Origin of the sequence: Maridesulfovibrio sp. (assembly GCF_963678865.1) — a bacterium.
In the GTDB taxonomy this organism is placed as follows: Bacteria; Desulfobacterota; Desulfovibrionia; order Desulfovibrionales; family Desulfovibrionaceae; genus Maridesulfovibrio.
The window spans coordinates 879,546-905,781 of the sequence record NZ_OY787459.1; the positions used below are offsets into that span (position 1 = coordinate 879,546).

Here is a 26,236-nt window from a genome sequence, read left to right on the forward strand (position 1 = left end):
TATATTCCCCAGAAAAGGACTCCAAACCGGGGCACAAAAAAAACTGTGAAATAAATCGTTCTCATTTCACAGCCGGTTACATTTATAAAATTATCTGAACACACTTTTCAGGATAGAACTGAACTCCTCCAGCACCTGCACTTCTACCAGACTGACGCGAATCCAGTTCGGAAAACGGAACCCGGTCATGGTACGAACCAAAAATCCACGACGCAGAAGTTTACGTTGCAGCAGGGTATCGGAAATCGGCGTTTGAATCATGGTGTAGTTTCCTTCGCCGATAATATGATTAAAGCCTAATTCCGCACATGCTGCGCCGATGATTTCACGCCCCCGGCGCACCATCTCCAGCGTCTGCCCGATGAATGGAGACTGATCCAGCAGTGCCGCTCGAGCGGCCACCTGGGCCGTAGTGTTGACGGAATAAGCCACATGAGCACGGCTTATTATGTCGGTGACTTCCTCGCCCGCACAAAGATAGCCCACGCGCAATGCGGCAAGAGCATACATCTTCGAAAAAGTTCGAAAAACCACAACATTGGGGTATTCATCCAGCAGCTTAATGCCGTCCGGGTAATCAGGGCGTTCCACATATTCGAAATAAGCCTCGTCCACCACCACGATGCACCGCCCGTCCACCGCATCCAGAAAACGACGCATGGTTGCCTCGTCCCAGTAGCTTCCCGTAGGATTATTAGGATTGCAGACAAAAACAATCTTGGTCCGGCCATCCATGGCGGCCAGCATGGCTTCAGGATCAAAGCGATAGTCACTATCCAGCGGAACCAAACGCGCTTCAATACCGGAAAACTCGGCAACCCATTCATAGACCGCAAAAGTTTTATCCGCTGTGATTATATTGTCACCCGGCTCACAGAAAGCTTTAACCACGCTGGAAATCAATTCACAGGAACCGTTACCCACTAGAAACCGGGACGGGGCCGGACCAAGAACCTGAGAAAGAGTCTCCCGCAGAACCTTACTGTCACCGTGCGGATAAACGGGCATGAACCCGGTATCCATGCCGGACAAGAGTTCACTGACAGCGGGCGATGGGCCTAAAAAATTTTCATTGTTATTCAACCGGTGCAAATGGTCGAGGCCGAAAAGCTGCATCAGTTCAGCGTCCGGAGGACTCGGTCGGTACGGGTCGAAGAGTCGGATATGAGCCGGGATGAGAAGATCAAGATTCAGCGGCATAACGAAAAATCAATGTATCTGACTGCCCTCCATGGGGCAGAAGAAGTTCGGGACGGAATCCGCTACGGAGCAGGTATTCGCCCATGGCGGCGTGCCAGCCTTTGGCAAGGTCGATTTCAAAAAAAATGTTTCGGTATCCTGCGGAGACAAGGGAAGCCACATGTTCGGATATATTTTCACCTATGTCCGCACCGTTCAGTTCCGGGTAAAGAAAGACTTCATTCAGCACAGGGGTAAAGCGCGCGCCTATAACAGAACTCGTATGAACGGCCTCACCAAGGTTGCTCACCGGACGCAGATCACGCAGCAATTCCAGCGACTCGTAACAACTGCGCAGAAAATCGGCAAATCCTTCATGAGTCCAAGCTGTTGCACCGTAATCCTCCTGAAGCATTCTACCCCAGACAGAATGTATAACCGGGGCAGTTTCTCCCTCAAGCATATACGGAAGTTCTGCCAGCAGCTCAAAACCATAGTCGACCAGCGGTTGCGTCGCCAGACTGCTGAATACATTTTTAGTTTTGGTCCGTCCCACGGCCTGCAGCATGGAATTGATCAATCCCCCGGCAACAGAGCCGTCAAAGGAAAAATCGTAGGGGCCGAAAAAGGTGACGCTCTGCTCAGAGCGCTTCTGCCAGAAAATGATTCCGCACAGACGTCCTGTCTCGTCGCGGGCTTCCATGGCATTGAGTTCTCCGGCCCGGACGAGGTCCGCAGCTTTGCCCGGACAGGCACACCACACCGGCACCACGTGAGGAGAATGTAGTGCGGAGATGGAACTGCAGGCCTCAAGCAACGCCCCCGAATCTTCAGTCACGGAAAACGTTATCTGCCCCTGCACCCGGAAGCTTTCTACCGGGAACAGATCAGGCTCAGGATATGTCTTGTCCACCCGCAGGGCAATCTCCATGCGTCTGCCCTCCAGCCCGACACGAAAACCGTCCGACATACGCGCGGCCAGCAACAAAGGCAGAGAGGTCCAATCCCGGTCATCCCCACACGAATCCGGGGAGAAAGCCAGATTCATAGCCGAAAGGTCGACACCTTTCGAATCGAAAAAGACCCCGATCTCCACTCCGGTGCATATAGGCCTGAATATTGCTTCTATTGCGTCAGTTTCGGCAGAGGCAAGATAGAGCAGCAGTTCTTCGGCACAGTGAACCAGACGCAAAGTTCTGGCGCTGTCCAGCCCGAAGACTCGGCCGCTCTGCTCGGCAGCAGCCTGCATAAGTCCGGCCCAGGCTGCATCGGCAGGAAGATGAATACGAATGCACTGTGCGTCGGTGCTCACAAAAATCCTCGCTAATAAATTTGATTAAATGGCGCAGTCCTGTCAGAAAAACTTTACAAAAGGTCCATCAAAACGATAATCGCAAGCAAAGATAAGTACTCTTGCATCCGCGAAACATCTAATACTATTATTGAGATCTGCAACTATGCTTCTTTTTTCCCGAAATGACAATTCCTTGTTGACCCCTGAGTTCTGCCTGCTCATGGCGGTTACATTTCTGGCCTTCTGTAACATTTCCCTGTTCTACGGGTTGAACGCATATCTTGAAACACAAGGTATTCCCTCATTCTGGCGTGGAGTTCTGCTGGGTCTGGAACCATTCACCGCCCTTGCAGTCAGACCGTTAATCAGTCCCTTTCTGACCGTACGCAACAGCATCTCCGTAGTCGCAGTCTCCCTGATAATCCTTATGGGCGCGTTGTGTTCCTATTCCGTAGCCGACACCATCTGGGCCTTGTCCTTGGTTCGGATCGCCCACGGATTGGGATTAGTACTGCTGATTTCGGCAGTGGTAATACTGCTGGTGGCATCCATTCCCCCCGCGCGGGCAGGTCAGGCATTCGGCGTATTTGCCATAGCAGGACTGCTGCCTTACGCAGTACTGCCACCGCTGGTGGAAAAACTTCTGCCCCTGGCCGGCAGTGAACCGCATGTCTACGCACTGTTCTCTCCGGCACTGCTTATAGCCATGCCCGTGCTCCCTTACCTGCGTAAACGCATTCTCAGTTCGGAAAACAACAGAGGGACCTCGCATAGCCGCCCTTCATTCGCCGAAATCAAAACGAATCTCCGCGCACCGGGAGTAGGACGCCTTCTGGCCGCCAATGGCCTGCTTTTCACCGCCACAACAGTAGTCTTCTTTTTCATGAAAAACCGGCTGACATTACTCGATACGCTTAATGCGGGACTTTTCTTCAGCGTTTCCACTGCCGCAACCATCGGAGTACGGGTATTCTGCGGTAAACTAATGGACGGTATGAACCGCTTCACCATGCTGTTTGCCGTTATGCTGGCACTGGCGACAGTCATCGCTCTTTTCAGTTTCGCAGGAGAGGCCTCAGCACTTCTGGCTCTGGCCGGGGCCTATGGAATTTGCATGGGATTCGCCATTCCGCAGTTGAACGCGGCCATGTTCGAAATCTCCCCGCCGCAATTACGGGGATTCAATACCAACATGATGTTATTCACCATGGATGCAGGGTATGTATTCGGACCGTTACTGGCCGGTGGGCTACTGGCAGCAGGAACATCAACGGCCCATCTGTTCGCATGGTTTGCGGTTTGCCCGCTGCTGGGAGGGATTCTGGCCGGCAGTATGCACCGCCGAAACTCACACAGATATAATCTCCCCGGATAAAAAACTAATCCGTCCCCTGCCCTGCCAACCTGAGCACCAGATTGGCAGCCACCTGCCGTCGATATTCTACGGAGGCGCGTATATCACTGATGGGCCGGACCGCACGCCTTACGCTTTCCCCTACTCTAATGAAAGTCTCCATGGTCGGCTCACGCCCCATGAGCAGGGCTTCGGCCTCGGGGCAACGGACGACTGTAGGTCCTACGCTGCCCCACGCCAAACGGGCCTCAGCGATGACTCCTTCCTCAATACGAAGCAGTGCAGCCAGGCTGACAACAGAAATGGCCAGAGCCTTACGCCGACCTACCTTTTCGAAATGCTGAATACAATTTTTCAGGGGCACGGGCACAGTCACGGCACCAAGCAACTCTCCCGGAACAAGAGCCGTCCGACCGGGAGCGGTGATAAAATCGGCGATAGACATATGACGTTTTCCAGCAGACGAATAAATCTCCACTTCCGCACCCAGCACATAGAGAGGCGGAAGGGAATCCGCTGCCGGAGACGCAGTACAGATGTTGCCGCCGAGTGTAGCCATGTTGCGCACAAGCGGGGATGCAAAAAACTTCAGAGCACTATGCAGCAGAGGCAGTTGTTCCCGGACGGCCTCGTTTTTCAATAAGGCTGTCATGGTCGTTGCGGCCCCAATACGGATTCGGTCTTCCAGAATCCCGACGCCCATAATATCCGCAACCTTCTCCAGACAGACAATGCAGCCCGGAGCTGGTGAACCGGCGCGCCGCTTCACCAGCAGGTCTGTCCCCCCGGCCATGACCTTTGCATCCGGGTTGGCCTGTAAAGAGTCCAAAGCTTCCTCTACTGTGACCGGGAATAGAATATTCATCGCTGCACCTTACACTCTTTTTGCAGCCGTTTTGCAGCGTCTTCCACGGCGTCGATGATCTTATGGTAGCCGGTACAGCGGCAAAGATTGCCGGAAAGGGCTTCGCGAATCTCCTCACGGCTGGGATCGGGATGACGCTCAAGAAATTCGGCGGAGGTAACAGCCATGCCCGGTGTACAATAACCGCACTGTACCCCGCCAAGCTCCACCAAAGATCTCTGGACCGGATGCACCCCGTCCTTATCCAATCCCTGCGCTGTGGTCACAGTGTGTCCTTCCAACTGGGCGGCCAGCATCAGGCAGGAAAGTCTGGTCACGCCATCGACCAGCACGGCACAGGCACCGCATTCCCCGGTACCGCACCCCTCCTTGGGGCCGGTCACTCCGCAATGTTCCCGCAGGACATCCACAGCACGCAATCCGCCGTCCACTTCAAGGGTCCGGGATTCGCCGTCCAATACAAAAGATATGATCATAATTTTCCGCCTCCGAGCGCGGCCAGAATTCTTTCCGGAGTAAAAGGAGCTTCAGTCATGGGCATCCCCGAGTGCAGCAGCGCAGAGGCTACAGCCGGAAGAGGACCGTTCATGCCCACTTCGCCTATACCCTTCATGCCGAAAGGACCGGACTGCTCTTCCGTATTCACCGCATGGGACTCGATATCGGGAAGATCCCCGGCTCCGGGGATGACGTAGGTACTCAGGTCCGTGGTCAACAAGCGTCCTTCATCTGCGACACAATCCTCCCAGAGAGCGAAACCCAACCCTTGAGCTACCGCGCCCTGCACCTGCTGTTCAAAATTCTGCGGGTTAAGCACCTGTCCTCCATCGGTGAAGGCCACGTAGTCGGACACGGACACAAGACCGGTAAGTTCATCCACCTGAATACGCACCAGATGGGCGGCATAGGGAAAAATCAAATGGGGGAAGCCGAGCCTGAAATTTTCACCGCCCTCAGGCATATCCTGCGTTACGGGCATCATCGCCTCCCCGATACAGAACCTGTCCTCGCGGTGAAGCATACCTGCCAGCGCGACCAAGGGAAATTCCCGCCCGGAAGCTGCATGGAAAACCGCACCGGACACAAGCTCAAGGTCCGCGACGTCATCGACCATCATAACCATGGCCGCCCGATGCAGGAGTTTGTCCCGCATGGCTTTGCAAGCCTCGATCAATGCTTTGCCGTAGGTATATGTCGTTCGTCCGGCGGATGATGATCCTGAAGGATGGGTACGATCAGTATCGGGCTGAACCAACTCCATCAGGGATTCATCCTGATTCAAAATTTCACAGGCCATCTGCACAAAGGTAGGACTGTTGCCCTGCCCCATATCGCTGACGCCGTTATATACCCTGAAGCGTCCCTCTTCGGTCATCCGAATTTTTGCCACAGCCGCATCAGCAAGCCCCCGGCCATAGCCCATTCCATTATATATCGCGGCAATGCCCACACCCCGCCGGGTAAAAGAAGGAGCATTACACACCCATTCATTCCGCGACAGCCAAAGAGGATGGTTTTGCAGTCCGGCCAGACATTCCACCATGCAGGTGGAACGGGCCATAGTCACACCTACTCCATTTTTATCCCCCTGACGGATGGCATTTTTGAGCCGCAATTCCAAGGGGTCCATACCGAGCCTTACAGCCAGACGATCCATCATGCCCTCAAAGGCAAAACAGACCTGAGCCACTCCAAAACCGCGAAACGCTCCGGCCACAGGATTATTGGTGTAGATACATCGGCCGTTGGCCTCCAGATGCTCCACCCGATAAGGACCGCTGGCATGTTCCAGACCGAGAGCCATTATTTCCACCCCGAGGTGGGCATAGGCTCCAGTGTCATAGTCCAGATCACAAATCAGGGCCCTCAGGGTTCCGTCCGCCCCGGCTCCGAGCCGGAAATGCATCCGTGCCGCATGCCGTTTGTATCCGGCAAGCATGCTCTCCTCACGGCTCCACCACATTTTTACCGGACGTCCGCCAGCATGCATGGCGGCCAGAGCCAAAAGACATTGGACGGTGGCTCCGTCCTTACCCCCGAACCCTCCACCGAGAAACGGGGCGATGATGTGCAACCTGTTCGGCGGCAGTCCCAAAGCCCGTCCTATCTCGAATCGGTCACGAAAGGGAGCCTGAGTGGAGACGGTCATATGCAGAATGCCGTCCTCATCCATACGCGCCGTGCCGTTTTCGGTTTCCAGAAAACAATGTGCCTGCTGGGGAGTAAAAAAAGTTTCTTCGATGACTACATCACACAGGCTCAAGGCAGCCTGAGCATCACCCTTGCGCAAGGTGGCCTGCTTAAGAACGTTGCCTGTTTCAAGGTCATGAATCTGGAGTGCATCAGACGCCAGAGCCTTATCCAATGTGTCCACAACAGGAAGGGGTTCAATATCAAGAACGATGGCCCGCAGTGCCTCGGCCAGAATCTCCTTCGTCTCGGCTACCACCAGAGCCACGGCATCACCTGCGTGGCGCACCTTGTCCACGCATAACACAGGCATATCCCAATAGATGAAACCCTGCCGATTTTCACCGGGCACGTCCTCAGCGGTAAGAACCGCCACAACACCGGGTATCTTTCGGGCTGCCGAAGTATCCAAACTGCGAATTAGACCATGAGGTACTCCGGCACGCAATGCTCCTGCCCAAACCATATTTTCAGGGTATTCATCCGAAGCAAATATCTCCCTGCCGAGAGCCTTAGCGGGAGCATCAAAACGAGGTGAGCGAGAGCCCAATTTATGAGCTGAGGACATGAAACCTCCTAGTTAATTACCAGAAACGATGATATAGCCGTTAACGTTTGTCAATTGAAGGAAAGCGAAGAAATCGACCATATCATAATAGAGACATTCACACGTATATGCTTGGACAAAAAGGACTTTTCCCAACAAATGAATCCCCTACGGGATCACCGTATTGTGAACTCTAAATCTTTCTATCTGTCTTCAGGACAGCATTAATAGGTATTTTTACATGACCAACAATATTATGGCGCTGGCTTAGAACAATCAACAGCGCGCCAAACGTGTTCTTGACGAAACTAAAATCTTGGAAATCTGGGCTGCTGCTGGGCTGCAAGCCGAATTGGTAGGCTCCGTACGTATGGAGCTTTTAATGCGCAATCCCGATATCGACATGCATGGTACGAAAACCCTGACGGGGAAACATGGCAGATCGATATGATACAAATTCATATGGACTCTCCTTACGCCGGATACTTTGAGCGTGTTGCGGATGCCATCCGAGACAAACTGACCCCCGAAACCAAACAAATCATTCTGGAGATAAAATACGCTGTTCCCGACGGACAAAAAGTCATGGGGATCGAAATCTATCAGGCAGTACTCCGTGACGGAATCCGTAACTATGAGGAATTCATGGAGTGGAAAGAAAAAAATCCGCAACAGGAAATCATCACATGGATGCCATAATTACGCAGGATTAATTCCTTCAATCGGGGTCTTCAGCACTTCCCGGACTGTCCGGCATATAGAAGGCCCTGCTTATACTCATCCCTATTTCGGATAGAATCCGCGCAGACGGTTAAGGATTCCCTTGGCCCGATCCGAGTAAAGCTGCAACCGCTCCCACTCCGGTTCAACTGTCAGCTTCTGGAGAAGCAGACCGTCATCATCAAACCAGCGGGGTATAAAGCCTACCGGGAAACAGCCGAGTCCAAGCAGGATTTCCGCAGCGGCCCCGCATTCCGGGCCCCCCAAATTCAAAAACCACTGAATATTAACGCATCCCTTACGGCTACGGCTCGCGTCTTCTTCCATGGCCCGGACATAATCCATGAAATCCATACCGGGGCGTACAACACTAACCCGCAAAACCCCGGCAAACTCAAAATATTCCACAGTCGCATCCGTGGCAGGTGCCACCAGACCGGCATCGGCCGAAACCGTGACTCGTTTCGGTTCATACCCGTCCATGAAGAAGGCTAAAGCATCCTCCAATCCTGCTGGCTCATGCACTATGCGCTGGACAGTTCCGCTTTCCCTGCTTTGATAGAGGCATGAAACACGGCCCTCACCTTTGTCCGGCAGCAAATCCAGCTCAATGCCGGTCTCCATGAAACCATACAGAGAACTCAGATGCTGGGTGGCAATGGTATCACATACAGCTTCACCGTAGAGAGCAGGCACCTCTTTGGCCGGCCCCTCAATAAGTTCCTTGAACAGAAAAAAGAGCATGAAGGAACTGCGGTAATGAGGGTGGATCATGCCCATACCGCACTCCAGTAATCCTTTGAACGGAGCTGAAGAATGATACAGGGCCATATGCCCTGCTATCGATCCATCTTCCAGAACGGCCACCATGGAACAGACATTGCCGCGCTCCTGCTCTGCACGGATGGCATCGGGAATGTAATAGGCATCAATGGGATAGGCCTCACCGTAAATAGTCAGGAACAGTCGGGCCAAACCTTCTGCATGCTCCGGTCGAAAAGGCACAACCTCGAATGGCAAATCCGGCAGAACCGGGTCCGGGATTGCACGCAAGGTCTCGATAGCCTGATCTCTGCTGGACATGTCACTTCCCTTTCGCATTGATGAAATTCACAATGTCATTAACAGTCCGCAGGGCAATAGTATCGGCAATGGTCAGTTCTATGGAGAACTCCCGCTGCAGAGCCACGGCCAGAGTGGTCAGTGCAAGCGAATCCACCCCCTGAGTCAGCAGAGGCGTATCAGGATCTATCTTGTCCAAGGTCTCAGGGGGAACGGCGGAGGCAAACAATTCTATGACATTGGCGACAGTTACAGACATAAAAAACTCCCTTTATCTATTATGAATATACGAACTAAACCGGACGCGATATAAAATATCCAGCCTACCGCAAGACGAAACGCTGAATTTTTCCAAGCGGAGTCATGGGCATATCCTTACGAAATAGAATTTCATTGGGAACCATGAACTCTGGCAGATGTTCAGCAGCATATTGCCTCAGTTCATCCATCAAGCTCCGATCCGCTTCGGTATCAGGACTGGTCACCACATGAGCGCGCACCATGGTAAACGCTCCCGCAGATCCTCCGGTAACAGCACATTGAGCCACAGCAGGATGTCCAAGCAATACATTTTCCACCCTGATAGGCGAAACCCACTGGCCGCCGGCTTTGAACATGTCATCCTTGCGGCCCAGCACGCTAACCACCCCGTTTTCCATCCGGGCCAGATCGCCAGTAAGCATCCACCCGTCTGCAGAGAACAGGGCAGCAGTTTTATCCGGCATATTCAGGTAGCCTTTAGTCATGGTCGGTCCTTTCAGAGCCAGTTCACCTTCGATTCCGTCCGGGACGGGCATATGGCCGTCATCAAGGACCGCAACCTCAAACGGAGGAATAGGCCTCCCGATTGTGCCGGGGGTAAAGTCAGGTGATTTGGTGCGAATATTTACGGTCATGGATTCGCTGGAGCCGTAGCCCTGCCGAATATCAATGCCCATCTGTTCCTTCCACGCGTTCTGAATAGCTTCCGGCAGTCCCTCCCCAGCAGACATGCACAGGCGGAGATCGGCAAAGAGCGTCGTGTCGGTAACGCTCATGAGCAGCATGGCGTAAAATGTAGGTGAGGAAGTGAAAACAGTAACCCCATGGTCTGCAAAGGCATTAAGGATGGACAAGGTATCCGGTTTACCACCGAAAAGAACGGTTGCGCCGCCGCTCCAGAGCGGAACGCACAGAGAAGAATAAAGTCCGTATGCATGGAAAAGCTTTGCTGTACTAAGGACGACGTTGCCTGATTCCAACTCAAGATCATCATAAGCGGATTCAGCAACAATACGAAAATCGGAATGGGTATGAGGGATACCCTTAGGGTGCCCTGTACTCCCCGAGGAATAGAGAATCACAGCCTCTCCCCCGCCGAAGGCAGGATGAGGCATGAAATCATCCGACTCATTTTCCAGAAATCGGGCAAGGCCGTCATCGTCCAACGCAATCTTCCGACATTCGACGGAAGATGCCGCGTCCAGAGCGGGATGACCTTCGTTGGCAACCACCAGCTTCGCTCCACAATCCTCCAGAAAGGCCTCATAATCAGATAACATTACGCGATTATTAACAAATGCCGCGCTCACTCCTGCCAAAAGTCCCCCGAGAAAAACTGTCATGGAGGTCATACTGTCCGGCATGGCAATAAGGATACGCTCCCCATGCAGGACCCCCTGATTTCGTATCGCTGAAGCCATTCGCCTGACCATCGCACCCAGTTCGGCATATGTTGCTGTGCGCTCACCGCAGATCAGTGCAGTCCTATCCGCCCAACGAGTACCACGATACAACAAATCCGCCGCAAAATTATATTCGGATTGTTTACTCATCGAATTATCCTCCATGTTGCTGATCATTCAGCAGGTCAACACCTGCAGCTGATACTCGGAACTGATCCGAATAACGTAGGAAGATATAAGCCTAAATGGACTAATCTCTCAACTTATAACTGATACACCGCCCCCCTCCGCCCACCATTTTCCGAGATGCACAGGGAAACGGATCTACACCCGGCCCCTTTTACATATCTCTGTTCACATCCATAATTTTCCTTTTACCTAACTTGAGCGATCCACCAGCCTAAATTGCATTATCTCTAGCGTATCTGCCTGTTTTTGTTTATAATTTTATCCAGCAATTGACCAAAATAATTTCACCCATTTGGTGGAGGGCTGGATGTCCAAGGGCAAACACAATAGATCAAAATCCATCGACGATGTTCAAGTCACAAGCGACTGCCTGACGGGGCGGGCTGCGCTTACCCTCTTCGTCCGCTATCTCCGTGACATTGGTCTCTTTCCGCACATTACTCGTCTATTCGGTTCCATGCGAAAGCATACCAAGGGAGCCCCCATCGAGGAACTGTTAAAGCAGATGCTTTGTTTTCTCTTTGACGGCACAAGTCGTCATTTCACGCACTTCGATGCCCTGTCCAAGGACTCCGGTTACGCCGCCCCACATACAATAAGGTCAAGGGCTTCCAGCCTCTCCAGATGACCTAGGGGCACTACATTATTGATGCCGTCTTCCGTGGCGGAGACAAGCACTCTAACAATGGCGACACTGTCGAGAAAATGATCCGCCATGTGGTATGCATGATCCGCACCCGCTACAGCGAAACCGTTCCCATCGTTATCCGCATGGACTCTGGATTTTTCGACCAAGATATCTTTGCCGAAATAGAAAAACTCGACATCGGTTTCATCTGCGGCGACATCAAAGCTATGATCGAGCTCCTTCCTGAAACCGCTTATACCCATCACTTCGGCAAAACCGATAAGGACGTCTGGCAATACTTCGAGTTCGGCGATCACCGCAAATCCTGGGACCGATTTCGTAGAGCCATTTTCTGGCGTCCGTTGATGGAAGAAAAACAGGTCATGGAGCCGACCAGTAACGCTCTGCCCTTCGCCTTCAAGCCCTTTCGGTGGGGAGATGTACTTCGCATACAGGTTCAGAGAAACAGCTACTGGAACCTTGAATCCGGTTTCTTTCGCCTGCCCGGTCACATCAATCAAATTTCCGCATTAGATTGCCTGTTTACGGGTCAAAATAATATAGGCCCTACAGGCCTAATCAGAACTTAATGAAGAAATCGTGCTATCCAGCTGATCTCCAAGGTTGGAATAATAAGACAACATGGTATCCAAAGCGGAATACTTTTCCTCCAGTCGAGTCTTATAAGCATCAATTCTTGCTTCTTCGTCGTAAATTTCACCTTCAAGCTTTGAAGTAAGGCCTTCGTAGCTTGCCATCAGCAACGGGATACTGCCGGTTGAAACATCGGTCAAAGCTTCGCACAAATCCGCAAGTTGCCCGATCTTCCCCTGCTTTACGGTCACTGTGCTAGTATACGTACCGTCAGTCAAATCCGAGATCTCCATATAAAGCCCGTTTGCATCACTGTCGCTTCCAGCCAGAATTGTGTTGCCTTCAATGTACATATCCACACCGTCTATGGAGGCTGACGTAATAGTTCCGCCTGAAACAGTGTACTGCACATCATAATCTCCTGCCCCGGTAAGACCGGGAATGGAAGATATCACACGCAGGTCGGAACTGTCAGTCTCCGCCTCGCCGGATGCTGCAAAGAGAAGGGCTACTGCTTCCGGATCTTCGGCAAGGGCGTCTTCCAGATCATCATAATCAATTTCAAGCTGTCCGAAAGTATCGGAGCCTTCAGTGCTGTCAGTAGTAATGCCTACAGCAGAAAGTGAAGTGAACAGGTCGCCCTCTTCTGTTTCACTATTGTAGTAAAGAAAGCCAAGACCGGCGGAAGTCAGGGCATTTTTTATGGAACTGTAAACCATATCCAGAGTTGCATCCTTAATGTAAACACTATCGTCATCATCGTCGTCCACATCAGCAAGAGCTCCGGTCACATCCAATAAATCATAAAGGACCTGATTCACCTCGGTGACAAAGTCCTCAATGGTTTCCACCATGGCATCAGTATCATAAGAGACACCGATATTAATTCCGTCGGAATCGGTCACGGCATTTAGGGTGAGGCTCATGCTGTCGATAACATCGTCCACGGTGTTTGAATCAGTTTCTATCCATTCATCAGCTCCGGATGGAAAGCCGTCCACTTTAAGCCGGGCATTCTGTGCTGTCTGCGTGTTGGTAAAAGAATCAGCGGCATAACCGTCAATGGCAGCCAGATTTGTCAACTCTATGTTATTATCCGCCCCGGTATCTTCCCCGGTAAGCTTAAGGTAATAGTCGGTGCCGTCACTGATCACAGACGCTGAAATCTTGTCATCACAATCGGGATCGCTGTTAATCTGGTCCACAAGATCCTGCAGCGAAGTTCCGGCAGTGACGTCCAAAGTTATGGCTTCCCCGGCATAGGTCAAGGTTATGGATGAATTTGAAGAGATAATCTCATCATCCGCGGAGGAATAACTTAGCTCCTCGGAAATCCAGATATCATTTTTAGCCAGTTGGTTGACAACTACATTGTAAGTGCCTTCTTCAGCCCCGTCTTCAATGGAAGCTGCAACTTCGCCGTCTCCTGTGGTTACCACGGAATAGGAAAGGAACTCATCCATCTCGTCATACCCCTGCAGGGTTCCGGCAAGATCGACCAATTCATCGTCAAGAGCCTCAAGAAGATCACAAATGGTTTCTGCTTCCTCAAGGTCTGCTTCGTATTGCTCAAGCTCGTAGCTTTCCGCTTCTACACTGGCCTCAATAAGATCGGTCCAGTCAGTACCGTCACCAAGTCCGTTGATGGTAAAACCACCGGAAGTGGAGGTGGACGTATATGAACTTGCTGAAACTGACATTGCCATGACTGCTCTCCTATAAATAATCCAGTATGCTCATTCCGATCACATCTGAAGTTGAGCTGAGTACGGCCTGATAAATATACTGGGTTTTGCTTAGCTCGATGGTCAGGGCAGTGCTATCGGCATCTTCCTCGCTGCTTATGGCCTCGCTGACCCGTTCACGAGTATAATTAAGGCTTGTTTTGGTGAAATCAGCCTTTTCCTCGCGCACGCCAACATCTGCCATTTCATTGGTAAGATTGATATTCCCTTCGGTAACGGTATCCAGAGTTGTGGACACGCCGTTCTCATCGCCTATCCATGCATAGGCAATGGCATCACTGATGGATTCAAAAAGATTGGGATCGCCATAAACATCCCCGGTATCAGCATCCACACCGCCAAAGATGTCGCTGCCCGCAGTGGTGATGTCCAGATCGGTGCTTTCCGAGATATCAATGGACATGGCATCATCCGCCCCTTTGTAGGCAACGGAATTGCGAACCACAAAACTGCTGCCGCTGTCTTCATCATCATTCCACGCTGTTACGGATGTACCTGAATTCATTTCCACGGAAACATCGCCAAGCTCCATGGTGGTGTCCGGCGGAGTGGCTGTTCCGTCCATGGTTCCGGTAGTCCAGGAGTTGCCGCCGTCCAGAGAGTAGGTATAGGAGACCGCATCCGTGCCGATGGTTCCGTCCGAGGTGAATTGGACAATGATCGGATCCTCAAGTTCGCCCGTGATTTCAGTAAAATCACTTTTGGCCGGAGAGTCCCCGGTTACAGTCACACCGGGAACATATTCGTACGGAGAAGTATCAGTGGATTCACCGGAAAAAAGATAGTCGCTGCCCAGCTTGGAATTAGCCACTGCCAAAAGGGAATCCTGATAGCTCTGAAGCTCTTCCGAGATGGACTGCTGCTGGACATCGGAATAGGTTCCGGTGGATGCCTGCTCGATCTTTTCCAACACGGAAGTCATGGTCGTGCTGGCTTCAAGGAGCAACCCGTCGGCACTGCCCAGATACTCTCCGGCCAGTTTGGAATTTTCATAGTAATGCTCAAGTGCGCTGTCGTAGCTGCGCAGGTTGACTACCTTTGCCATGCCCGCAGGATCATCGGAAGGCGCGTTTATATCCTTCTGACTAGAGTTCCTGTTGATGGCATCCATGTAGTCATTCAGGGAGTTACCCACACTGCCTGAGACCTGTGAATATATCTGTGATGTGCTGATTCTCATGGCCTGCTCCTTTACATAACACCCAGAATGGTCTCAAACATTTCCTGAGTTACCGAAATAATCTGACAGGCAGCCTGATACTGCTGCTGGTACTTGGTCAGGTTGACCAGTTCCTCATCAACATTGACCCCGCTGACAGATTCCTGCTGTTCGGCATAAAGCTCCGCAGAAGCTGTGTCGCAGGTAACCTGAGTCTCCGCCTTGGCTGCGGCGGCCCCTACCTCCGAAACAATTGCCGCAAGATATTCGGTCAAGGTGGCACTCTGGGCACTACTCCCCTCACCTATTGATACGGATTGATTCAGCAGATCGTTTATGCTCTCCGCAATTGAGTTGCTGCCGGATGACACACTTCCATCGTCTGCAACTGCCCCGGCATTAATATGCTCTTTGTTTTCAGCGACATAAGAATTAATAGAAATATCTGAAGCCGAACTGCCTTCAAAAAAAGTATTGATACCTGTTGCAGCCAGAAACCCGGAAGTGTCGTCAGTAAATTCAAAAGTGGTATCGCCCACACCCTGAATTTCCAATTCACCATCAGAATTAACTGAAGCGGTCAGGGAACCGGCAAAATCGGTATTGATTTTGGTTACGATGTCACCGAGAGACTCCGTGGAAGGATCAACGGTTATTGATGAGTTGCCGGTCACATTGCCGTCAGCATCATAAGTATTGATGGTGAAGGAGCCGGATTCAATCTCATCCTCATAAGCCAGTCCGCTGCTTGAAAGGACTGCGTTCTGGTCATCCACACCGTAGGTACCTTCCACAGCGGAGTGGTGTTCGGTTCCCGCCCCCTGCGAATGAGCGGAGTTCACTTCCCAGATAAGAGCTGAAGTGTAGTCGTCCAGATCATCAAGGGTCGGCTCGATGTAATCGTCACGGACCTTGAACAGCCCGGCGATGCTTCCGCCGGAAGTTCGGTTGTTGATGTCATTACCGCTGGAATCGGTCATGGGAGTGATGTTGACCAGTGCCCCGGAATCACTTTCCCAATACAGACCGGTCTTAGCAACGATGCTATAGCGGTCCCTAGCAGTATGATCGGCGGTTGCACCGGAAAAGGAGATTTCCACCCCGGCCACGGTTACTGAATTGTCCGCACCGTCAGCGGTGTAAAGCAGGGTGTTGCCGTTGGCGTCCTCTTCCCATGTTTCCCCGCCGTCGAGGGATACCTTGAACTGGGCAGTGCCGTCCGCACCGGAAGAAACAAACTCAATCAGGATCTCTTCACTGGAAGTACCCGAGTAGCTTATCTCACCGTCGTAAGCGGAACCGGGCTGCAGGGATTCAGTTGATTTTGAACCGCTGTAGACCAGATAATGGGTTTCACTGCCCTCAACCAGAGGCTGTCCGGTTTCGGTATAGATTTTGGTCTGCCCGTCACTGGAACTGACAACTTCCACCCCGATGAGTTCATCAAGATCACGAATAGCCTGATCCCGGCTGGCAACCAGTTCGTAGTTATCAGGGGAAGCGGCAATCTGTTCATTAAGCAGTGCTATGGAATCAATAAGTTCATTGGCAGTTGCAACCTGGTCTACAATCTCAGATTCCACAGTGTCAGACATATCCTTCAGCTCGGAAGCCGTGGAGTTCAAGGCATAAATCAGGGTTTCCGCTTCACTGAGCAGCGAGGTTCTTTCAGCCAGGGAATCAGGGTCCGAAGCCAGTTCACTCCATGCACTGAGGAATTCATCCTGAGCAGCGGCCAGCCCTTCATCCTCACTCTGGCTGAAGATGGAATCCAGCTGCGAAAGGTACTTGGAAAGGGCTTCGCTGGAAGAGAGGTCGGCAGAAGCCGCAAGGTACTGCTTCTCAATAAAGCTGTCCCAATTGGCCTGAATGGCAATGATGTCCGCCCCGGTACCGAGGCTGGTGCCGTACGTATTGATATTGCTGGCACTGTCATAGACGGCATCGGCACGCTGATAGCCTTCGGTCTCGGCATTGGCGATATTATTACTGGTGGTATTGATCGATATCTGGGCATTGGTTACTGCCTTCTGCCCGATTGACATTGCATTGCTTAAGCTCATGACCTGCATCCCATCCTTTCAGCTAATTACCTTTTCAGTCCGATTGCGGTCTGGATAAGTTCATCAGTGGTGGTAACGACCTTACTGTTGGCCTGATATGAGGACTGGATGATAATCAATTCAGTCATCTGGGAAGCAAGGTCCACGTTGGAAGCTTCAAGGGCGTTGGAAACTACGGACCCGAACCCGGCAGAGCCGGCAGTACCGATGATTGCTTCACCGGAATCTGTGGTGGCCCGGAACAGGTTGCTGCCTTCGGCTGTCAGTCCGCCCTGATTTGTGAAGTCGGCCAAAGCCAGCTGGTAGAGCTCAATGGACTGGCTGTTGGAATAATTACCGATAATGATACCGTTCTCATCAACAGTTACGGATTCCAATGAGCCGGTGGCATAACCGTCCTGAGAAACGGTGTAGGTTGCCGAAGAACTGTCGCTGTAACTGGTGGTGGCACTGTTCTCCAGAGTATAATCACTGAACTTGGGCAGATTGGAATAACTGATGGTGCTGGTAATATCGTCAAGACTGTCAATACCGCCGCTGGTATCCCAGGTGTTGTTATCACTGCTCATACCGAAGCTGATGGCCACATCTTGCCCTTCGGCACTGCCGGTAAAGTTAAGATTGACTTCCGGAAGACCGGAATCACTGAAGTCGGCCAGTTCCCAACTTGAGGTATCCTTGACGTCTGCTGCAGCAGCGTTGCTGGCGAGGGTGAAAGAAGTCATGGAAACCATCTGCCCCTCGGAGTTGAAGGTCAAAGTACCGGTCATGGCCAGACCTGCACCGCTGGTTGTGTTCAAATCATTTCCGCCGGAACCGGTGCGCATGTCGTCGGAAGCATCAGTTGCGGCAACATATTCCCAAACAATATTACCATCAGCATCCACATCAACCGGGTCCATGTAAAAAGTAAGATCATGGGCGGAACCGTTCTCGTCGTAAATTGTCAGGGTGGTGGAATAACTGTACTGGGAATCATCAAGAGGCGGATTCTCGGTACCGTCATAAAGCTCAAACAAAGAAGTGTACGGATTTGTTGTCTGCGCCTCATCAGTGCTCTGGGAGTTCAGGTTCAGGGTAACGCTGACCTCGGAAGTAGCTTTCGGCGGAGACTGGGACTGGTCCAGCTGGATGGTGGTCAAAGCACCGGAAGCGGTGCCGTTCTCGACTTCCCAACCCTGCACCTGATTGCCGTAGGTATCTACAAGGTAACCGTCTTTATCGAAATCAAAGTTACCGGCACGGGTGTAGTAAGTGGTGTTGGTATCGGGATCGATAACAATGAAATATCCGTCACCATTCAGGGCCACGTTGGTGGAAATACTGGAATCTTCATATGAACCCTGAGTATAGTCGGTGTTGACTGTGGCAACTCCGGCACCGTTACCGACCTGGTCGCCGCCGCTTCCGGTGGTGATTGAAGAATAGAACAGATCTTCAAAAACGGTTGTGGAACCTTTAAAACCGATGGTACTCGAGTTCGCAAGGTTGTTGGAAACGACTGAAGTTGCCTGAGAGTTAACATTCAATCCTGAAATTCCGGTGTATAATGAACTGGTAATACCCATTTTTTCACTCCTTATTATTTATAATGTTAAGAAATCAGGCTGACATCAGTGATTGAAACTTCACGCCCGTCATCAAGAGTCAGGACTGTGTCGCCGGAATCCTGCTCCACCGAGGTAACTGTGCCTGCTGACAGAAGAGTCACACTTAGTGCCGACTCATCCTCGTCATAAGCAAAGGCCTTCACGGAGTAGGTTCCGTCAGTACCCAGATCTGCCTGCGCACTGAGTGCAGAACCGGAAATTACTGTTTCGCCCGCATCGAGGTTGGTGGTGTAGACCGTGTTAACGATGTTTCCGTCGGAATCGTAAATATTAAGACCAACCACAGAAGCATCCTCTTCAACTTTAACGGTGATGTCGGAAACATCCCCGTCCTCCACTGTTATGATTCCGCCTTCAGCCATGACCTCCTTGCCCACGTAGCTGGAGGTTGAAAGAGCAGCGAGTGAATCCAGCTGATTGATGATGGTTTCCAGATTTTCATTCTGCTCTACGTCTTCATCGAGCATGGAATAGTTGGTCATCTGGTTGATCATTTCCGAGTTATCAACCGGGTTTGTGGGGTCCTGATATTCCAGCTGGGTGGTCAGCAGGGTCAGGAAGTCCACCTGATCCAGCGAGGTGTTGTCGCTGGAAGTCGTTGTGGTTGTGATCGTTGTGGTATCGCTGCTGGTGTAGCTGCTGATTGCAGTGGTCATGATACGACCCTCCTCTTGTCAGCCGCTGAAAAGTGGCGGCGAAGTTTTTGAATTGCCTGATGCTTAATGCAGCGCACTGTACGGGAGGTAATTCCCAACTGCTCCGCTACTTCAACAGCCTTTAAATCACCCCAGAAAATCATCCTGACCACTTCATTCTGCCTTTTAGACAAAATATCTTCAGGGAGATTGAAATCATTTTTATCTTTTTCGCATTCTTCAAAGTCTTCCAGCTCATCTATATTAATATATATGCGATTATTTTTTCTCATATAGTCAACAGCAACAGAGCGACTTATGATATATAGCCATGTTTTGATGGAACTTTTTTCAGAAGAATACTTAGAAATATAATCGTTTTTTAATATCTTCAATGCTACTTCCTGACAAACTTCATCAACATCACTTTTGTCAGCTCCAACGTATTTAGAAAAAATAAACTTATTAACTACATTTTTAATAAAACTAATATTCTCATAAAAAAAACAACCCATTTCTTTTTCAGAAATATATTCATATCTTTTATCAATGTAAGTATTCATGTTTCCTCCTTCTGCCTAGAATTGAGCAACATGCATTCCTTGCAATATTAAATTACAATTATATTACATTCAGAATGAAACAGATTAAATTTACTGATTATTAAATAGCTATAGGAGGATTAATAAAAACGGGACAAAACTAATGATTCTTAAGGTGTGTCGCAGGCAACAGAGGGGAAAAACGTTCATTTGCAGAACCAATTTTAGGACGAGGGAACTTTTTGCCGGGGGCATGAGCAGGAACCGCACACCAAAAAACCGCAATCCTGATAAGTCGGAATTGCGGTTTCGCATGCTTGCGGGCATTAAAAAGGCCCGGTATACCGGGCCGTTCAAAGCTTATAAACTTGTATAGCTAACCGATGAGAGACAGGGCCATCTGAGGCAGGGAGTTAGCCTGAGAAAGCATGGCCACAGCAGACTGGGTAATAATCTGCTGCTTGGAATAGTTGGTCATTTCAGTTGCAACGTCCACATCAGAAATCTGAGACTCAGCGGACTGCAGGTTTTCACCCTGAATTTCAAGGTTTGAAATGGTAGCTTCAAGCCTGTTTTCAAGAGCACCGAGGTTCGCCCGGATCTTATCCTTGGAAACAATAGCATCATCAAGTGCCTGCAGAGATGCCTGAGCAGCTTCCTGGGTGGATACGGTGAACCCTGCGTCCCTGGTACTCTGGTTACCGATACCGAGGGCTGATGCGGTGCAAGTACCGATTTCAACATCGTACTTATCTTCCGCACTGTCGTTACCTGTTCCGAAATGAATGGTTACGGCATTATCGCCGGAGCAGTTACCGTTAAGCAGGTAGATACCGTTAAAGTCGGTAGCACTCGCAATTCGGGTAATTTCAGAAGCCATTGCCTGATACTCACTGTCGATCAATGCACGCTGGGTAGTAGTGTAGGTTCCGGTTGCTGCCTGTTCCGCAAGCTCCTTCATACGAATAAGCTTTTCATCCACAACACTCAGAGCGCCGTCTGCGGTCTGAATCATGGAGATACCGTCGTTTGCATTTCGCACACCCTGCTGCAGAGTTGAGATGTCGGAACGCATAAGTTCGCGAACAGCAAGACCGGCTGCGTCATCAGCAGCGGAGTTGATGCGCAATCCGGAAGACATCTTCTCAGTAGAAGAACTCAGCGCACTGTATGCATCATTAAGATGGCGCGCGGTGGCATTTGCAACGGTATTGTTATTGATTACTAAAGACATAAAAACCTCCGTGTTGTATCGTACATCCTTGCACTATCAGGCAGATGACCGATTCATCTGCCTTTACTTGTTTATACGTAGCGGAGGTAAAGAACGTTTACGTGGGAATTTTTTTCATACCGACTTGTTTTTTTAATACTATAGATAAATTTTATTTATCTTAATGTTTCTTAACTTATTTAACATTTATTTACACGAAACTTATTTGCTTATCCCTTCTAAACACTTAATATTTGTTGTAGGAGAACATTATGAACAAGATACTTCTAATCGATGACGACCCCGAAATGGGGGAACTTTTATCCACCTATCTAGACGGCGAAGGCTACAGCCTGCATCACAAATGCACTGCAAAGGAGGGGCTCAAGGCATTCAGCAATGAAGAGTATGACCTCGTTCTGCTGGACATTGTCCTGCCTGACATCAGCGGGCTGAATGTGCTGGAAAAAATCCGGCTGGACTCAACTGTTCCGGTAATCATGCTCACCGGTAAAGGAGATGAGGTAGACAGGATCGTGGGCCTTGAAATGGGTGCCGACGACTACATCTGTAAACCATTCCCCTTGAGGGAACTGCTTGCCAGAATGCGCGCCTCCCTGCGCCGCTGTTCCATGGCACCGCAGCCTCCGAGCATGACTCCGGCTTCAAAAGGAAACATCAAAGTCGGAGGACTGGACATCAACCTTGATTCCCATTCCATTCAGGTTAAGGGAATCGACACTCACTTTACCGCTGCTGAATTCAGCATCATTGAACATCTGGCCGCCAGTTGCGGAAAACTCATTGAACGAGACGAACTCATGGAAATCGCCCTCGGCAGGACAGCCGACTTTGACGACTATGTGCTCAACGTCCACATGAGCAACCTACGCCGCAAAATCGGCGACTCAGTTTCAATCAAAACCATCCGCGGCCGCGGATATATGATGACCGCGAGAAATCAGGCCGAAGCATGATTCGATCGAGGTTAGCAGTTCTTGCCCTCTCTCTCTTAATTCTGGTCACGGTGGCCGGAATATCTCCATGTTTTGCAGCAGACAGGGATGTCTCTGCAGATCTGGACAACCTTGACCTTGAAGACCTGCTGCAGGTTGAAATGGTCTCCCCTTCCGAACGCAAGCAATCCCTTGAAAATATTGCCGGATCATACACTATCCTCACAGAGGAAGACATCAAGCGCAGCGGTGCCACATCGGTACCCGAAGCCCTGCGCACAGTGCCCGGTGTTATTGTAACCCGTACCGACACAGATAAATGGGCCCTCGGGGTACGTGGATTTTCCGGCACTTTCAACAGCAAACAACTCATCCTTGTGGATAACCGCCCGATCACTTCGCCCTATTTCAACGGAGTTATCTGGTCCAGTCAGGACCTGCCCATCCAATTGGTCAAACGGATTGAAATAATCCGAGGACCATGGACCAGTCTCTGGGGCTCCGAATCATTCAACGGCGTAATCAACATCATCACCAAATCCGCTGCGGAAATGCAGGGCAACAGGAGTGTTACTACCGCAGGCACGGATGGAGTTAGCCAATATCTACGCAAGGGTGGACATCTTTCCGAAAACGGAACCCTGGCCGTATACGCCAAAGGCGGATATGAGCCGGGCAAAAAATACCGCATCAGGGGCCGGACCGAAAAAGGATCCACCGACTGGACAACCGCAAGCGGAGGGTTCCGCGCCGACTGGCTGAACGCATACACCGACCAATTTTCTGTACAGGGGCAGATAGCCGGATCATCAATCACGGAGCACTCTCCTCCGGGCAACCCTTTTTCCGCCGACAAGGACAAAGATGATTACAGCGGCTATGCCCAGATTCTCTGGGACAGGAAAACCGGAGCAAGATCAGGGATGCAGTTCCGCACTTCCTACACCAGAACATTTCTCACCGTCACAGATATGGAAAACATATCCAATTCAGCTGACGCAGAATTCATTTATTCCAACGAACAGCTTGAGGACCATTTCCTTACTTTCGGGCTGGGCAGTAAATATTTCTGGAACTCCTTTAAACAGGGAGAACATGTTCAGGTAACAAACGACAGCATTTACAGTCTTGAATTCAGCGGATTTGCAAAGGACCGCATAACCCTGATTGATGAAAAACTGTTTCTGAACCTCGGCCTTAAGCTTGACTATTCAGGTGGCAGTGAACTGGCCCCACAACCAACAGCCCGTCTTCTGTATATGGAAGAGGATGAAGAGTACTGGCTTGCAGCTTCTTATGCCAACCGCAAACCTAGCTACTGGGTTCAGGAGGGCAGTTACCGGGTCAGAGTCAATGACAAAGAATACACCGTCGACTTTAGCGGGGACCTGAAAAACGAAAAACTGGCTACAATCGAAGCCGGATACCGCAAACTTTTCAGTGAAACCCTGAAATTTGATGTATCACTTTACTTGAATAATTACGACCAGATGGTCACCTTCAGCTTCGATGACACCACAAATACCGCCACCCCGGTCAGCGGACTGTGCGGAATTTCATACGGAACTGAAGTAGCTCTTGACTGGCAGCCGTATTCATTCCTGACCCTGCGGCCTTCCATTGATATTTCCAATCAGGATTTTCAGAATATTCCCCCAGGAATTCCAGGGTTCTCGCCTCCCTTGAACACCCCGCTATACAGCATCAAGATGCAGGCGCTGATTGATCTGGCCGAAAATTGGGAGCTGGCCCTATTCTCATCATACGTCAACAGCATGGATGACAAGGATCTTTCGACCGGATTCGGCTTTGATGCACGTCTGGCATGGCAGGTCCGGGACAACCTCTCATTGGAACTTATCGGTTCGAACCTGCTTACCACGCTTGATGAAAGCAATTTCTCTCCGACCGAACCGTCATGTACTCTGAGGCTGACATGGGATTTCTAACACTCCGTAAAACAACGGCGATCATACTTGCCGTACTTTTTATGGTATATTCCATGCCACCGATGTCTGCCCATGCCCGGCAGGAAGCAGACCGGCAACACAGGATTACAGCCACCCAGCCGCAGTTGCAGGCCCTATTCATAAAAAAAATAACCAAATATGTACTTGATCCGGGAAAACGGAAAATAGCTTCCAACAACCCGGTTACAGTTGCAGCGGTAGCCCCTAAAAAAATATCCCGTTTTTTCAAAAAACAGGATAATTTCAAACTGGTACGCTGGCCGGACGAAGAAAGCAACGTCCTGTTCATTGACATTGACAACCCACGCATTATTGCAGCCGTACTTAGCAAGGTAGAAGGCAAGCCGGTGCTGACCATCGGACAAAGCCCGGATTTTCTTCGGCTGGGCGGAATGATAAACCTTGTGGAATCAGGAGCCCGTTTCAAATTGCAAGTCAACATATGTGCTGCGCGCAAAGCCGGACTGACCATCAGCTCCAAACTATTGAAGCTTTCGGAAATATATTGCGGAGACACCCCCCGATGAAAAAATACCGTAACAGCATAGGGCGCAAGGTGGGCTTCGCAATTCTAAGTACTACCATAGTTGCAGTGATACTTTCCATGACTCTAAATGTTGCCTCCTTCTTTCATTCCTTCCGACAGGCTACACTACAGAAAGCGACATCATTGACACAGGTGCTGGGGACCTCCATTGCACCGGCTCTTGATTTTAACGACCCGGAATCAGCAACAGAGGTTTTGCAGTCACTGGCACTGGTCAACAACTCCGCTGGAGCTACTATCTTTACTGCCGACGGCCATGTCTTTGCTGGATTCGGGAGGCAGACAGCGAAACTACCGATCCGAAATGACGGCATTATTGAAGAATTCAACCGCTATCGCATAATTCAGGAAATCCGCTCCGGCGATGAATTGTTAGGATTCATCCTTCTGGACGGTCGATTTTCCGATCAGTTGGACTGGTTCATCCAAAACCTTGTCACTTCCGGGCTGATTCTGGTCTCTGTCCTGACCATATGCTTCCTGACCACCAACCATATCCGTAAAAAACTGACCAGCCCTATCGGACAGCTGACCGATACGGTCCGAGATATTTCCGAAAGCAAGGACTACACCCGGCGGGTGTCCTATCGCAGTAATGATGAAATCGGCTATCTGGTCTCGGAATTCAATTCAATGCTGGCCAAAATCGACAAGCGGGACCAGTGGCTGAACAGCCACCGCGAAATGCTGGAAAATATCGTGTTACAACGTACTAAGGAGCTGCGTTCCAAACAGGCTGAACTTGAGAAAAAAAACAAACTGCTGGTCCAGCAGATACATGAAAGGCGCACAGCGGAAATGATCCGTGATGAAGTGGAACGCATCAACAGACACGACCTCAAATCTTCCTTGAATCTTGTCATCGGTTATCCTGAACTGCTGCTCAACAGTGAAGAAGAACTGACCATTAATCAGCGCAAATATATTAAACGCATCGCTTCGGCCGGTTACCGCATGCTGGATATGATCCAGTTCCATCTGGATATGTTCAAGATGGAGCAGGGAATATACCGATTGAAAACAATGAGCATTGATCTGGTGGATCTGATGACATCACTGGAAGAAGAAATGGCCCTGCTGCTCAACCAGTCAGGAGTAAAGCTTTCGATCATGCTGGAAGATAAAGAAATAGAGGGCATGGAAGAACTGCATCTGACCGGAGAAGGCATGCTCCTGCGGACCATGTTCAGGAATCTGATCAAAAACGCTGTGGAAGCATCTAATGAAGGGGACACCGTAACTATCGCAATCAGCAGCGGACCGCCCGTTTCAGTTACGGTGAAAAACACGCTCGCTGTTCCCGAAGAAATCAGGGGAAGATTCTTCGATAAATATGTCACCCTCGGCAAGGAAGACGGCACAGGACTAGGAACATATTCTGCCAAACTCATTGCCGAGACTCATAAAGCAACCATAACCATGCGTTCTGCTGAGACCAGCGGGACGGAAGTCACTGCCTGCTTTATGGACGAAAACAGCGCAGCCTAATTTCATCTATTGTGGAGTTAAT

22 protein-coding genes are annotated in these 26,236 nt (G+C 50.5%); 6 read left to right on the top strand and 16 right to left on the bottom strand.

All coding sequences use genetic code 11. The features are described from left to right. Nucleotides 1-90: 90 nt before the first annotated feature. Both ACKU41_RS03940 and ACKU41_RS03945 read right to left on the bottom strand, forming a co-directional pair. Nucleotides 91-1,200 carry an aminotransferase class I/II-fold pyridoxal phosphate-dependent enzyme gene (locus tag ACKU41_RS03940; protein ID WP_319779893.1) on the bottom strand — a complete coding sequence of 370 codons (1,110 nt, stop codon included), beginning with the start codon at nt 1,198-1,200 and terminating at the stop codon, nt 91-93. After that, the gene (locus ACKU41_RS03945) at nt 1,184-2,491 is read right to left on the bottom strand and encodes a hypothetical protein (protein ID WP_319779894.1); all 1,308 of its coding nucleotides are present in this window, start codon (nt 2,489-2,491) and stop codon (nt 1,184-1,186) included. Before ACKU41_RS03945 ends, ACKU41_RS03940 begins: the two co-directional genes overlap by 17 nt. Nucleotides 2,492-2,636: 145 nt before the next feature. On the opposite strand from ACKU41_RS03945, the gene ACKU41_RS03950 reads away from it, so the two are divergent. Beyond that, complete coding sequence (locus ACKU41_RS03950) at nt 2,637-3,848, top strand: MFS transporter (protein ID WP_321404253.1); 1,212 nt, start codon at nt 2,637-2,639, stop codon at nt 3,846-3,848. 4 nt (nt 3,849-3,852) lie between these two features. Here the strand turns inward: ACKU41_RS03950 and ACKU41_RS03955 are convergent, their stop codons facing one another. The 3 genes from ACKU41_RS03955 to ACKU41_RS03965 are packed head-to-tail and all read right to left on the bottom strand — an operon-like array spanning nt 3,853 to nt 7,450. Beyond that, nucleotides 3,853-4,692, bottom strand: a complete 840-nt coding sequence (locus tag ACKU41_RS03955) for a xanthine dehydrogenase family protein subunit M (protein WP_321404254.1) — start codon at nt 4,690-4,692, stop codon at nt 3,853-3,855. Further along, complete coding sequence (locus ACKU41_RS03960) at nt 4,689-5,168, bottom strand: (2Fe-2S)-binding protein (protein WP_321404255.1); 480 nt, start codon at nt 5,166-5,168, stop codon at nt 4,689-4,691. The genes ACKU41_RS03955 and ACKU41_RS03960 overlap by 4 nt, the downstream gene beginning before the upstream one ends. Continuing rightward, nucleotides 5,165-7,450, bottom strand: a complete 2,286-nt coding sequence (locus tag ACKU41_RS03965; RefSeq protein WP_321404256.1) for a xanthine dehydrogenase family protein molybdopterin-binding subunit — start codon at nt 7,448-7,450, stop codon at nt 5,165-5,167. The genes ACKU41_RS03960 and ACKU41_RS03965 overlap by 4 nt, the downstream gene beginning before the upstream one ends. A 426-nt stretch (nt 7,451-7,876) precedes the next feature. On the opposite strand from ACKU41_RS03965, the gene ACKU41_RS03970 reads away from it, so the two are divergent. Beyond that, entirely contained in the window at nt 7,877-8,128 is a 252-nt protein-coding gene (locus ACKU41_RS03970) for a hypothetical protein (RefSeq protein ID WP_319779900.1), read from the top strand. A gap of 84 nt (nt 8,129-8,212) precedes the next feature. On the opposite strand, the gene ACKU41_RS03975 is transcribed toward ACKU41_RS03970, so the two are convergent. The 11 genes from ACKU41_RS03975 to ACKU41_RS04025 form a co-directional block, all read right to left on the bottom strand. Beyond that, nucleotides 8,213-9,232 (bottom strand): hypothetical protein, encoded by a 1,020-nt coding sequence (locus ACKU41_RS03975; RefSeq protein ID WP_321404258.1) that lies wholly within the window; start codon nt 9,230-9,232, stop codon nt 8,213-8,215. 1 nt (nt 9,233) lies between these two features. Continuing rightward, on the bottom strand, nt 9,234-9,470 hold the full coding sequence (locus tag ACKU41_RS03980; protein ID WP_319779903.1) for an acyl carrier protein: 237 nt from the start codon (nt 9,468-9,470) through the stop codon (nt 9,234-9,236). A gap of 64 nt (nt 9,471-9,534) precedes the next feature. After that, nucleotides 9,535-11,025, bottom strand: coding sequence for an AMP-binding protein (locus ACKU41_RS03985; RefSeq protein WP_321404260.1), 1,491 nt, complete (start codon nt 11,023-11,025; stop codon nt 9,535-9,537). 615 nt (nt 11,026-11,640) lie between these two features. Beyond that, nucleotides 11,641-12,213: a hypothetical protein gene (locus ACKU41_RS03990; protein ID WP_321404261.1), complete on the bottom strand. Its 573-nt coding sequence runs from the start codon at nt 12,211-12,213 to the stop codon at nt 11,641-11,643. Nucleotides 12,214-12,267: 54 nt separating this feature from the next. Further along, on the bottom strand, nt 12,268-13,992 hold the full coding sequence (fliD, locus tag ACKU41_RS03995; RefSeq protein ID WP_321404262.1) for a flagellar filament capping protein FliD: 1,725 nt from the start codon (nt 13,990-13,992) through the stop codon (nt 12,268-12,270). Between the two features lie 10 nt (nt 13,993-14,002). After that, nucleotides 14,003-15,211 carry a flagellar hook-associated protein FlgL gene (flgL, locus tag ACKU41_RS04000; protein WP_319779906.1) on the bottom strand — a complete coding sequence of 403 codons (1,209 nt, stop codon included), beginning with the start codon at nt 15,209-15,211 and terminating at the stop codon, nt 14,003-14,005. An 11-nt stretch (nt 15,212-15,222) separates the two neighbouring features. Continuing rightward, nucleotides 15,223-17,253 (bottom strand): flagellar hook-associated protein FlgK, encoded by a 2,031-nt coding sequence (gene flgK, locus ACKU41_RS04005; RefSeq protein ID WP_321404264.1) that lies wholly within the window; start codon nt 17,251-17,253, stop codon nt 15,223-15,225. Between the two features lie 26 nt (nt 17,254-17,279). Beyond that, a complete protein-coding gene (locus ACKU41_RS04010; RefSeq protein WP_321404266.1) occupies nt 17,280-18,821 on the bottom strand; it encodes a flagellar hook protein FlgE in 1,542 nt (513 codons plus the stop codon). A gap of 26 nt (nt 18,822-18,847) precedes the next feature. Further along, on the bottom strand, nt 18,848-19,519 hold the full coding sequence (locus ACKU41_RS04015) for a flagellar hook capping FlgD N-terminal domain-containing protein (RefSeq protein ID WP_321404267.1): 672 nt from the start codon (nt 19,517-19,519) through the stop codon (nt 18,848-18,850). Next, nucleotides 19,516-20,061 carry a sigma-70 family RNA polymerase sigma factor gene (locus ACKU41_RS04020; protein ID WP_321404269.1) on the bottom strand — a complete coding sequence of 182 codons (546 nt, stop codon included), beginning with the start codon at nt 20,059-20,061 and terminating at the stop codon, nt 19,516-19,518. Before ACKU41_RS04020 ends, ACKU41_RS04015 begins: the two co-directional genes overlap by 4 nt. A 355-nt stretch (nt 20,062-20,416) precedes the next feature. Continuing rightward, nucleotides 20,417-21,274 (bottom strand): flagellin, encoded by an 858-nt coding sequence (locus ACKU41_RS04025; protein ID WP_321404271.1) that lies wholly within the window; start codon nt 21,272-21,274, stop codon nt 20,417-20,419. A 251-nt stretch (nt 21,275-21,525) separates the two neighbouring features. On the opposite strand from ACKU41_RS04025, the gene ACKU41_RS04030 reads away from it, so the two are divergent. Genes ACKU41_RS04030 through ACKU41_RS04045 form a run of 4 tightly spaced genes read left to right on the top strand, consistent with a single transcriptional unit; the run spans nt 21,526 to nt 26,214 of the window. Then, nucleotides 21,526-22,230 (top strand): response regulator transcription factor, encoded by a 705-nt coding sequence (locus ACKU41_RS04030; RefSeq protein WP_321404272.1) that lies wholly within the window; start codon nt 21,526-21,528, stop codon nt 22,228-22,230. Continuing rightward, nucleotides 22,227-24,158, top strand: a complete 1,932-nt coding sequence (locus ACKU41_RS04035) for a TonB-dependent receptor plug domain-containing protein (protein WP_321404274.1) — start codon at nt 22,227-22,229, stop codon at nt 24,156-24,158. Before ACKU41_RS04030 ends, ACKU41_RS04035 begins: the two co-directional genes overlap by 4 nt. Then, entirely contained in the window at nt 24,146-24,706 is a 561-nt protein-coding gene (locus tag ACKU41_RS04040) for a YfiR family protein (RefSeq protein ID WP_321404275.1), read from the top strand. Before ACKU41_RS04035 ends, ACKU41_RS04040 begins: the two co-directional genes overlap by 13 nt. After that, complete coding sequence (locus tag ACKU41_RS04045) at nt 24,703-26,214, top strand: ATP-binding protein (protein WP_321404276.1); 1,512 nt, start codon at nt 24,703-24,705, stop codon at nt 26,212-26,214. Before ACKU41_RS04040 ends, ACKU41_RS04045 begins: the two co-directional genes overlap by 4 nt. Nucleotides 26,215-26,236 lie beyond the last annotated feature (22 nt).